Here is an 11,149-nt window from a genome sequence, read left to right on the forward strand (position 1 = left end):
TTAGTTATTCTTTACGTCCGTACCGCGCAGGCTATGGCGCGCATCTCGTACGGCCTGCTGTATCTGCGCGTCTGTCAGCACCTCTTTCGGCTCAGGCGCGCTGCGTTGAATCGGCGCGGCAGCTTCTGATGCCGAAGCAGGCACCGCTGCGTCATCGCGTTGTTCAAGCGAGGCTGTCGGCCTCGCCGCGGCAGCAGGCTCTGCATGAACCTGCTGCCCTGCATATGGTTCAGGCTGCGCCGACGCCTTGGCCGGTGCAGCCGGCAATTTCTCAGGAGACTGCTGTACTGCCGGTGCGGCATCCCGTACCGGCAGCGCCGTCGCGGGACTTTCCCTGGTCGCGGCATACCACAATCCAGCGGCCATGACGGCAATCCCCATAGCCGCTGCGACACGAAGTTTAGCGCGCACCTTCAAGCCGTGGCGTTTCCGCAGATTTTTCATCTCGGCCTCCGCCAGCATGAGATTCAGTTCTCCCTGGATTTCAGACTGGCGGTCAAAGGATTGCTCCGCTTTTTCCAGCCACATCTTAGCCGACCGGACATGTTCAGCTATATTATTGCCTGATTTTCCCATATGCTGCTGACTCCTTTCTGAACATACCTATAGTATCCTGGCACAGGGCCTCGTTTGTAACAGAAAAAAATCAGCAAAATTCCTATATTACACAAAAAATACTCCATAAACCTTTAGTTTTCTGCGAAAAACACCTCGGTTACTTTTTTTTGCAGTCGTGAATAAACTGGCTGAGCATGCCGCGGACGCGGCGAATCCCCCGTTTCTGCAGGCGATAGACGTAGGGCAGGCTCACGTCCATGTCGCGGGCCAGATATTTCTGCTGCTTATCCTGCAAATACACGCCCTCAAGGACAGTCTGTTCCTTCTGCGGCAGACGCTGCAGCGTCTTGGCTACGTGTTCAAACAGCAATCGGCGCCCCGTCTGCTCTGCAATATCTACGTCTTCGTCAGGAAGCATTTCCCGCAGCGTCAATCCGTTTTCATCAGGCTCGTCGATGGACAAGGACGCCATGCTGCCTTCCTTATTCAGGTAGTCAACGATTTCTCCCCGAATGCGGTGTACGGCAAACAAAGGAAAAGCCACATTGCGCCGGTAGTCAAAGCGCTCGACGGCTTCGATGAGGCCGACCGTCCCTTCCTGCACGGCGTCGGGCAGCAAATCTGCCCGGATATGCCAGCGCATCGCCTCTTTGAATACGAGAGGCTGATACTGCTCGATGAGCTTTCTGCGGCTGGCCATATCGCCGTCGTCCTTGTACGCCTTCCATAAGGCCCGCTCTTCCTCCGGCGTCAAGAGGGAAATGCGCTTTAATTCTTCTAAATATCGTTCCAGCACGCTGTCCCCTCCTGTTCCTAATAGAATGAATAGCGGTACATGCCGCCGACAAAACTGTCGTCATCGGACGTCCAGGCGTTGACGCTGAACCGGCTGCCCAAATCATACTGGGCGCCAAAGCGGTTGTCGTCGTGATTTAACCCGAAAGCTGCCGTAAGCATGAAGTTATCAAACAGATATTTGCCCATTTCGATGTTGTAATAGTTGTTGCTTACATCGCTGTGCTTGTCGCTGAAATCTAAAGACCCGTTGGTAACGGTCAGCATGTCCAGGTACAGCGCTTTTTCCAGCTCCTGCGTAATCCCCAGGCTGTTCAAAGTCATGCGGATGCCCGAACCGACGAGGGTACTCATGTCCTCACTGTTCAGGGAACTCTGCTGCTTACTGCTGCTGTTGCGCAGCGTAATCAAGGAAATGATCTGCTGCTTCGTAAGCGGCGGATCCGACCGCAGCACCAGGTCCATATTTTCTACAGGACCTCGGAGCGTCAGCAAGACGCCGTACTGGCCGACGCGCGTGTTCCCTTCGATGTCGACAGACGGCAGGAATGAACCGAACTGATTAAAGTCAGCCCGGGCTTTAGACAGGCGGAACGTCGTATTTAAGTAATAGACCGTCCCGCGCGACGCTTCGAACCGGCCCGACGGCATGGGCCATGTCGTCGATCCTCTGAAACGAGCAGAGCCATTTACCATTAAATCATATAATGCCGGATTATACAACCTTACTTTTTCCCCTAAGTTTACAGAAACGTCCAATTCCAGCTCGGGAGCGCTGGAACTATCGGAAAAGCTCAGGGGTATATCCAGGGTCGTATTCGCTATATCGATAGAACCGCTCAGCTTAGGACCTCGCCGACCTTCGCCTAAGGTAAAGGTCCCGTTCAGCGGGCCTTTAAAGTAATCGCAGTCCAAGGCCAGGCGATTCAAAAACAGATTGCCTTCATACTTCGTCAAATGCCAGCCGTCCCAGGCGGCCTGGCCTTGGACGAAAACGCTGCCCGGATCCTTGGCGCCTTCTTTGTCCATCGTCGCCGAGGCGGTTACAGAGACGTTCTGGCCGCCAAATACGATATTGCCCGTAATGTGTTCCAACGGATAGGCAACATCGCTGAACTGGATGGAACCGTCCTGCACGCTCACGCTGCCGTGTATCTGCGGCTCTGCCAGCGTACCTCCCAGCTGCAGCTCCCCTTCGACGCCGCCCTGAGCCGACTCGACGGCAGGCGTCAGGACCGCTAAAATATCCAGCCCCGTGTTGTCGAGCTTGAGCGTCACGTTCATCGGCTCGGCGCCCCGCCCGCCGTGAAGCGCGCTGACGGGTATGTCGCCGTAGGCCGCGACTTTATAGGGATCGCGGGCTAAATATGCCTGATCGATATGTATATTTCCATCGCGGATGTTCAATAAGGCAAAGCCGTTGGTGAAGGATACGCCGTTAATAGCGCCGCCGTTCAGCTGCGCCGACACGTCGGCTTCCAAATCGTCGCCCGTGCCGCCCAGGGCCGCGGCAAAATCAATGGGCGTATCGACGGCTACGTCAGTCTGTCCCAAAATATCCAGCAAGATGCGGGACGGGAAATTGCGGGCCGCCACCTGCATAGCGACGGGGCCGTGGAAGGCATAGGTCCCCTTCGCAGCCAACAGGCTGTCGCCAGTCTTCAGGGCCAGCTTATTAACCTGTACCGTTCCCTTTTCCAGGCGAATATCTATATCCGCCGGCTCGACAGCTTGTCCGGCCAGCGATGCGTCCGTAATCTGCCCTGTAATAGACGCTTTCGGATCAGACGACGTGCCTTCCAAATCAATTTGGCCGTTTATATGGCCTTCTACCTGCTGTACAGGCACGGCGGCCAGCTTCAGGATGCTGGCGATGTCGCCGTTGCGAACGCCGGTCTGTCCGCGCATCCAGCCGTCTTCCGTGCGGTACAGCAGGTTCGCATCGTACGAACCGCCGCTTTGGTCAAAGTGCAGGTCCGTCAGGCGCACCAGCTTGTCATAATACGCAAAATCACCGCGTACGTTCGTCAGCTCCATGCCGTTGATCGTAAGCGTATCAGCCCGCAGAGAGCCTCCGGCCGTCGGGTTGTCCGGCGTGCCGCCAATATGGGCGCTGACGTTGAACACGCCGCTCCGCGGCAGGCGGCTGCGCGGCATCATGCGGGAAATATCCAGTTCCTTTCCCTCAATATCCAGGTTCAAGGACTGGCCGACAGAGCCCTGTACGGATACGGACGCGTTGTACGACGAAATATCGCCGTTCGAAATATAAAGGACGCCCTGATCCAGGCGATAGTCGGCGCTGATATTTTTATATAAGTACCCGGCGTAGGAACCGCTGGTCAAGTGGAAGGTCCCCTCTGCAACCGGGTCGTCTATGGTTCCGCGAATCGACACGGTATTATCCGCCCAGCCCGTCATGGGCAAATCTCCCTGCCCAATAGCCGGCAGGAGTTTTTCCAGGCGCATGTGCTCCGTAGTCATCGTCCCGCTGACGGCTCGCGTATCTAAATCCACCGTTCCCGACAGTGTATGAACGCCGTCTTTATATCGCCAGTATGCAGCAGGGATTTCAATTTGACGGCCGACGCCGCGAAGGGTTCCGTCGATAGAATCAAAGGCCAAGTGCTGAATCGAGCCGTTCCGCCCGCTGACAGACAGTTCCCACTGCAGGTCGGGGCCGTATACATGGCCTGCAGCCGACACAGAGCCGCTCATAGGCACGGAGGCGGCAGAGCTCAGCACGTCGAGGGACACGTTTTCTGCCGTAAAGGCAATGTTCGGCGCGCCCGTATGCATATCATAGGTACCGCCGCCCCGAATCGTGCCGCCGCCGACAGCCATGTCCAAATTCGACAGGGTAATAACTCCGTCGGTGTAGGAAAAATCGGCAGAACTGCGATCCGATTCTATGCCGTTGTATGAAAGGCCGTAGGCTTCCGCTCGGCCCAATGCCTGCACCGTACCGCTCTGGAGATTGCCGGCCGCCTGGACTTCTGCCGAAACAGACCCCAATACGGAAACGGGGACCGCAGGAATCTGCGACAAGTCGACAGATGCAGCCTTCGCCTCGGCAGTGAAATCGCCCGTATCGGCATGATAAGCGCCGCGGCCCGTAATCTCGCCTCCGGCGGCATGGGCCGTTAGATTTTCTATCTGCGCCACATGGTCTGCGTAGGAAATATCCGCCGCGCCGTCGTCGAGAAGCCAGCCGTCGTAAGCGACGTTCGAAGCGGTGAGCTTGCCCTTGCCGCTTACGTCGTCGGCCGTCCCCCACAGGGTTCCCTTAAATCCGACTGTACCGGAAACGGGAGCCGGTATAAATTCAGAAAAAGCGTCCAGCGCCGCACCCGGCACGTCGACGTCTATATTGAATACAGGAGACGCGCCGTTGGTCTTCACAATGCCGTCGGCCTGAAATTCCTGGCCGTTGATCGTCCCCGATACACCTTTCAGCAGCACATCGTCCGTCCCCAGGGAAACATGGCCCGTAAGCCCGTCTACGCTGAGGCCGTACGCGGCGGCTGCGCCGTCTGCAATGTCGGCCTGCCCCGATACGAAGAGGCCGTCTTTGCCGTCGGCTACCCGCGCTTTTACATTCTCGGCAGCGCCGCCGAGAATCGTCACGTCTACGTCCTTTGGAATAAAGGGAGCGGCATACGACGCGTCGATGCGTTCGGCCTGTATCGTCATATCATATTGCCGCGCCGACGTATACGTTCCCGAAAGAATCAGGTCGTAGCCGTCCAGCGAGGCATCGGCTGTCAAGGCGATGGCCTTGGGGTATTCGGCAAAGGACACAGAGCCATCTACGTCTTCCAAAGCCACCGTTCTGCCGCTTCCATCAGGCAGCAGCACGCGCACGACGCCGTCGCTCAGGCGCACGACGCCGTAAAAATCTGCGCCCCTTTCCGTATCACTCGGTTTAATAAGGGCAGCAACATTCCACGAGCCGTCTTCATTTTCCCAGAGATGCACTACGGGCTTGTCGACGGCTACTGTATCCAGCGACGCCAATACGTTCCCATCCCATAGAGAAGGCAGTATTTTGACGGGATTGACATACACGTCGATATCTTCGCTTTCCAGCACGATCCGCCCCTTCGCGTCGCGGATAACCGGACGGGATATGGTCACCTTCCCCGTCAGGGAAATATCCATCGACGCGAAGGATAAGGTTCCGTTTAGCTTGCTATTTGCTGTTGTCGTTACGATTTCGCTCAGCTGCTGCGTTAAAGCCGGTTTTTCCATCCAAAAAGCCGCCGTGGCCGACAGAAAAAAGGCCGACGCAGCGCAGCCGGCTATCCATTTTTTCTTCACGCCGAGTCTCCCGCATGTACATATAAAAAACAAAAGTGTATGAATCTCTTTTTATTCTACCTAGGCCGGTACATAAAATCAAGAAATATATGGCGTCCTTCAAAAATTGTTTAAAACTTGTGACACGCCGTCTGTATTGCAAAGAAGGTCATAAGCCGCCGTCCCGATGGACAGCGCTTATGACCTTGCAATACGCCTGTATATAATTTATTCCGTCATGGACGGGATGACGACGCCGGACCGAACGTCTACGCCCATCGCCTGTTCCAGCTGGGCAATGCCGACGTTATAGTCGTACAGCGCCTGAATGTAGTTCGTCTGCGCCTGATTCAGGTTTAACTGCGCGTCGAGAACGTCCAGGTTGATGCCGACGCCGGCCTGATAGCGGACGCGAGCAATCTTGAAGCTTTCTTCGGCTTCAGCGACGGCAGACTGGCTGGCTTCTACGCGCTGCGCGGCGCTGCGGATGTTCAGGTAAGCCTGCTTAACGGCCAGCTGAACGGCTTCGCGGGTCTGCTGTTCCGTTTCACGGGCAGCCAGCAGGGCCTGCTTGGCTTGTTTAACGCGGGCGTTCGTCGCGCCGCCGTCAAAGAAGCTGAACGTAATGCCGCCCGTTACGCGCCATGCACTGTTGCCCGAGCCGGGGAAATCTTCGTCGCTCCAGTCGTTGCCGGCTCCGATAGATACGCTTGGCATATTGCCGGCGTTGGCGATGCCGATATTTTCTTCAGCCTGACGGACGCTCAGCGCAGCCTGCAGGACTTCCGGCCGGTATTTCATAGCGTAGTCCAAGGCTTCCTGAAGGGAAATATCGTACGATTCGAAGGGGAGATGATGGTCTACGAGCTCCAGCTTCGTCTGCAGCGGCAAGCCGAGGATGTTGTTCAGGTTCGCTTCGGCAACGGCCACGTTGTTGTCTGCCGTGACGGCGTTCGTCTTGGCGTCGGCCAGGGAGACGTTCGACGTGAGGACGTCGAGCTTGGCGACGGTGCCGACATTGTACTGGGCCGTGACGTTGTCGACGTGGCCCTGCATATTCGTGACCGCTTCATGGTATACGTCGCGCAGCTCTTCATATGCCAGCAGGCCGAAATAGCCCTGAACGGCTGAAAGCTTTGTCGCCTGTTCTACCCGCAGGATTTCTTCCTGGGCGCTGGTCTTGCCCAGCTTAGCCACGGCAATCTGTCCTTCTACGCGGCCGCCCGTATAGAGGGGAATATTGACGCTCAGGCCGTGACCGAAGGAGTTGGTAATGCTGTCCCGGTTATTCATGCCGGAGCTGCCGCTGTTTTCACGGCGCGACGCGTCGAAGGTGTAGCTGAACTGAGGCATTTTGCCGGCCCGCGCTTCATCGATGTAGTATTCGGCGCTCTTCAGGTCATAATGGGCGACCTTGATATCGCGGTTATAATCCAAGGCCATCTGCACAGTCTTGGGCAGCGTCAGCTCGACGGCCTGATCCGGAGCTACCCGGCCGATGACGATAACCGGGTCCTGCTCTTTTTTAGCGGCGCGCTTCTGCGCTTTCTTTTCCGATTCCGCTGCGATCTGGCGGGCTAATTCTTCCCGCAGGGCCGGCGTCACGTCGACAGGACGCACTTTCGCGACGCTTACCGGCGCTTTCGGCGCCGCTTCAGCCGATGCCTGGGCAGTGTCTTCCGCAAAGGCCGACGCGCCTCCCAAAGTCGTTACCATCATGGCGATGATTATCTTTCTGTACAAATTCTTATTCATCTTGGGTACCCCCGTCAATTATTTTCTATCCTTTATCATAAAACTGGAAATATGCTAAAACGCATAGTTGATGCCGTAATAATTGCCGCCGTCGCTCCTGTCCATGGGACGGGTAAACTGGCCGAATAAATAAATATCCGGCAAGATGCGGTACTGGGCCTTCACGCGGTACCGCCAGTCGTTGGGGTCGTACCCCTCCAGACTCAGGCGGAACGGCCCGTCGGCGAATAAATCGACGCCGACGCCCAAATCGCCGTTGATCAGGCCGAAGCGGCTGTCAAACCAGGAACTGCGGCGTCCAAACTGCAAGTTTAGATTCGTACCGTTGCCAATACTTTCAGCTCCGACCAAAGCGAAGGAATTGTTCCGGTACAACCTAAAATTTGCATGGGCCCCGCTTTCACTTTGCGTATCATTATACAAGAAGCCCGCTTCTCCTTCAAACTTCACGTCGCCGCTGCCGCCGAGGATATTGTTGACCTTCGTCGTGATCTCGGCCGTATTGTGCAGCGTCGTCTGAATGTCTGCCTGGCTCTGCGGATTGGTCGTCATCGTTTCCATAGAGCGGGCAATCGTATCGAAGCGTTCCGTAATATTTTTCATATTGGCGGCCATTTCCCGAACGTTGGCCGACGTGGCCCCGTCTCCGTCCAGCTGCTGCAGCGACGCGTTCATCTGCGCCGTCATCGCCGCCATATTGGCCGTAATCTGCTGAATATTCGCGGCGTTGGCCTCCATCATGGCGCTGGTCTGTCCCGTAATGGCTTCTACATTTTGAATAGAGCCGCGCATCGCCGCCTGGGTCTTGGCGTCGCCGAGGATGGCGTTGATATTTTTTATCATATCATTGGCGCCGTTGATCAGCGTGCCGGCGCTGTTCATCATGTCGTCCATGGTTTTGCCCTGGTTGCTGTTCAGGGTATCGCCGTCGGCCAGGATATTGTTTTTATCATTGCCAGGCGTAATCGCTACGATTTTTTCGCCCAGCAGGCCGTCCGTCGTAATTGCCACCCGCGAATCCTTGGGAATTTCCGTCCCTTCATCAATCCGCAGCACGATATCCACGCCGTTCCGAAGGGGCGTGACCTTTTCTACCTTGCCGACATGGACGCCTACGTAGCGTACGGAATTCCCCTGCTGCAGGCCGTTGGCGTCATGAAATACGGTGTGAACCTCGAAGCCGGGATTGCCGAATATCTCGGCGTGGGCCAAGGTGATGATGACATATGTAAATACCAGGACGCCGACAATGGTTACGAGGCCGACCTTGGCTTCCGCACTCCATCTCATAGCATCGTCTCCCTTTCCTCGGGCAGCTCGCCGCCGTAAATAAACTGCAGTACTTCCCGATCTTCTGTATGTTTAAATTCTTCCTTCGGCGCGATCAGCCTGAACCTGCCGCCCTGCAGGAAGGCTATCCTGTCTGCGGCATAAAAGGCCGACCGCATATCGTGGGTAACGAGAATCGACGTGGCTTTCAAATGCCGCTGCATGCCGACAATAAGGCGGTTAATATCCATGCTCCGCAGCGGGTCGAGCCCGGCCGTCGGTTCGTCGTATAAAATAGTCTTCGGGTCCAGGGCGATTGCCCGGGCCAGGCTGACGCGCTTTTTCATGCCGCCGGACAAATCGTTGGGCATCATGTCCTCAATGCCCTCCAATCCGACGAGGCTGAGCTTTTCCCTGACGATTGCCTGTATTTCCTCCTCGCTGCAGCGCGTACGCTGCCGCGGGCCGAAAGCCACGTTCTCCCCTACGGTCATAGAGTCGAACAACGCCGAGTATTGAAACACCATGCCCATATTCCGGCGCATTTCATTGAGCTGCTCTTCGTCGTACGGCGTAATGTCCGCGCCGTCCACAAAAATGCGGCCCCTTGTCGGCTTCTGCAGGCCGATGATCAGCCGCAGGATCGTACTTTTCCCCGAACCGCTGGCCCCTAAAATGGCCAGCGTCTCCCCGTCGCAGATGTCGAGGTCGACGCCGTCCAGGACAACCTGGCTTCCATAGGCTACGGTTACATCGCGCAAACTAATCATAGGCTCTCCTAATACAAAATAACAGACAATAGGTAATTGCATATAAAGATAAAAATAATGGACGTGACGACAGACTTAGTCGTCGCCTGGCCTACGCCCTCTGCGCCGCTCTTGGCGTGCATGCCTTCATAGCAGGCAATCAGGGCGATAATGCCGCCGAAAAACATGGCCTTGATCAGGCCGTATACGATGTCTCCTACCTCGGTAAACAGCTCGACGGAATTCATATACGTAAAATGAGTCAGGCCGGCGCCAAAGGTCGCTACGGCGTAGCCTCCGGCCGTACCGATGACATACCCGTAAAACGACAGGATCGGCACCATGATGACGCAGGCGACGAAACGGGGTACGACGAGGTAGGCAATCGGATTGACAGCCATGCAGCGCAGGGCGTCGATTTGCTCCGTAACCTTCATCGTGCCCAGCTCGGCCGTCATGGCCGCACCTACGCGGCCGGCGACGACGACGCCGGTCAGAATCGGCCCCAGCTCGCGGCCCATGGCGATAGACATGACGCCGCCCAAGGTAGACTGGGCGCCGTACCGCAGCAGGATATCCACGATCTGCAGGGTCATGACCATGCCGGCAAAGAGAAGGGTCAGGCTGACGATGGGCAGGGAATTGACCCCCAGATGAGCCATCTGCGCAACCGTCAGGCCGCGCTGAATTTTGGGAAGCTGTCTCAGGGTTTGGATGAATAAAATAGCTAGAACGCCGACCTGTTCAAAGATATGAAGGGTAAAGCGCCCTACTCTCTCCAATGCCTCCTGCACCGACAACCACTCCTCTCCGGCTTCGATTTCTCCGTCTATTTTACTATACCATCAATAATGGGCCGCTGTAAAACGAGAAACGAGAATTGTTAAAAAATTGTTAGAAAACTGAAAAAACCTTTTGAGTTTTCTTATAAATAAGATAATAGCATTTTATCCTGCAAATGGCAAGAAAAAAGATGGCTCCGTCCCGTCCCGCCAAAAACAGATGTGGTATAATACATACAGACAAGTATAGTTATATTTCTATATAAAAGGAGCGATACGCATGAACGAAACAATACAAACCTTAATTTCCCGCCGCAGCATCCGCAAATACAAAGCGGAACAAATTCCCGAAAGCGACTTGCAGCAAATCCTGGAAGCAGGCATGTACGCCGCCAGCGGCATGGGCATCCAGCCCGTCACGATGGTCGTCGTACAGGACAAGGAAACGATTGCTAAATTAACCGCCATGAACGCTAAGATCATGGGAACGGACAGCGACCCCATGTACGGTGCGCCGACCATCGTCGTCGTGTTGGCCGACATGGAAAAATCGGCCAACGCCTGGTCCGACGGCTGCCTGGTCATGGGCAACCTCATGAACGCCGCCGCTTCCTTAGGCATCGGCTCGTGCTGGATCAACCGGGCCAAAGAAGAATTTGAATCGGCCGAAGGCAAAGCGCTGCTCCGCCAGTGGAACCTGCCGGAACACCTCGTAGGAGTCGGCCACTGCATCCTCGGCTACGCCGACGGCCCTGTGCCGGCAGCAAAACCGCGCAAGGCCGACTTCGTAACTTACGTCCGCTAATTTCATACCGGGCGAATTGTCAAGCTAAGTGCAACTTTTTAGAGTAATGTACTTCGTATGGCGTTTTGTATCCTAAACATTTTCGGGGACGGCGATTTAGTTCTGCAAAAACAGCTTGCACATAGGCTTCTGGAACG

Annotated in this window: 8 protein-coding genes and 1 pseudogene; 1 reads left to right on the top strand and 8 read right to left on the bottom strand. The window is 55.8% G+C overall.

Translation table 11 applies throughout. From position 1 onward, the window contains the following. From CJ260_RS10885 to CJ260_RS10915, 7 genes are all read right to left on the bottom strand, one after another. The gene (locus tag CJ260_RS10885; RefSeq protein ID WP_095630202.1) at positions 1-576 is read right to left on the bottom strand and encodes a hypothetical protein; all 576 of its coding nucleotides are present in this window, start codon (positions 574-576) and stop codon (positions 1-3) included. A 139-nt stretch (positions 577-715) separates the two neighbouring features. Continuing rightward, a complete protein-coding gene (locus tag CJ260_RS10890) occupies positions 716-1,354 on the bottom strand; it encodes a sigma-70 family RNA polymerase sigma factor (RefSeq protein ID WP_095630203.1) in 639 nt (212 codons plus the stop codon). Between the two features lie 17 nt (positions 1,355-1,371). Further along, complete coding sequence (locus CJ260_RS10895; protein ID WP_095630204.1) at positions 1,372-5,673, bottom strand: translocation/assembly module TamB domain-containing protein; 4,302 nt, start codon at positions 5,671-5,673, stop codon at positions 1,372-1,374. Between the two features lie 207 nt (positions 5,674-5,880). Then, a complete protein-coding gene (locus tag CJ260_RS10900) occupies positions 5,881-7,407 on the bottom strand; it encodes a TolC family protein (protein ID WP_087477844.1) in 1,527 nt (508 codons plus the stop codon). Positions 7,408-7,461: 54 nt separating this feature from the next. After that, positions 7,462-8,697, bottom strand: coding sequence for an MlaD family protein (locus CJ260_RS10905; protein ID WP_095630205.1), 1,236 nt, complete (start codon positions 8,695-8,697; stop codon positions 7,462-7,464). Next, positions 8,694-9,446 carry an ABC transporter ATP-binding protein gene (locus CJ260_RS10910; RefSeq protein WP_087477846.1) on the bottom strand — a complete coding sequence of 251 codons (753 nt, stop codon included), beginning with the start codon at positions 9,444-9,446 and terminating at the stop codon, positions 8,694-8,696. Before CJ260_RS10910 ends, CJ260_RS10905 begins: the two co-directional genes overlap by 4 nt. A gap of 8 nt (positions 9,447-9,454) precedes the next feature. Then, positions 9,455-10,219 carry an ABC transporter permease gene (locus CJ260_RS10915; RefSeq protein WP_087477847.1) on the bottom strand — a complete coding sequence of 255 codons (765 nt, stop codon included), beginning with the start codon at positions 10,217-10,219 and terminating at the stop codon, positions 9,455-9,457. 268 nt (positions 10,220-10,487) lie between these two features. Between CJ260_RS10915 and CJ260_RS10920 the strand changes: the two genes are divergently transcribed. Continuing rightward, the gene (locus CJ260_RS10920; protein ID WP_087477848.1) at positions 10,488-11,012 is read left to right on the top strand and encodes a nitroreductase family protein; all 525 of its coding nucleotides are present in this window, start codon (positions 10,488-10,490) and stop codon (positions 11,010-11,012) included. Positions 11,013-11,031: 19 nt separating this feature from the next. Here CJ260_RS10920 and CJ260_RS13235 read toward each other — a convergent pair. After that, positions 11,032-11,149 (bottom strand): annotated as a pseudogene (locus CJ260_RS13235) (IS30 family transposase); the annotation flags it as partial.

The organism is Megasphaera sp. ASD88, assembly GCF_002287425.1.
GTDB classification, from domain to species: domain Bacteria; phylum Bacillota; class Negativicutes; order Veillonellales; family Megasphaeraceae; genus Megasphaera; species Megasphaera stantonii.

Excerpts from the sequence above, each read along its gene's own strand:
- CJ260_RS10885 (WP_095630202.1), bottom strand. The coding sequence starts at position 576 with ATGGGAAAATCAGGCAATAATATAGCTGAACATGTCCGGTCGGCTAAG.
- CJ260_RS10900 (WP_087477844.1), bottom strand. The coding sequence starts at position 7,407 with ATGAATAAGAATTTGTACAGAAAGATAATCATCGCCATGATGGTAACG.
- CJ260_RS10905 (WP_095630205.1), bottom strand. The coding sequence starts at position 8,697 with ATGAGATGGAGTGCGGAAGCCAAGGTCGGCCTCGTAACCATTGTCGGC.
- CJ260_RS10910 (WP_087477846.1), bottom strand. The coding sequence starts at position 9,446 with ATGATTAGTTTGCGCGATGTAACCGTAGCCTATGGAAGCCAGGTTGTC.
- CJ260_RS10920 (WP_087477848.1), top strand. The coding sequence starts at position 10,488 with ATGAACGAAACAATACAAACCTTAATTTCCCGCCGCAGCATCCGCAAA.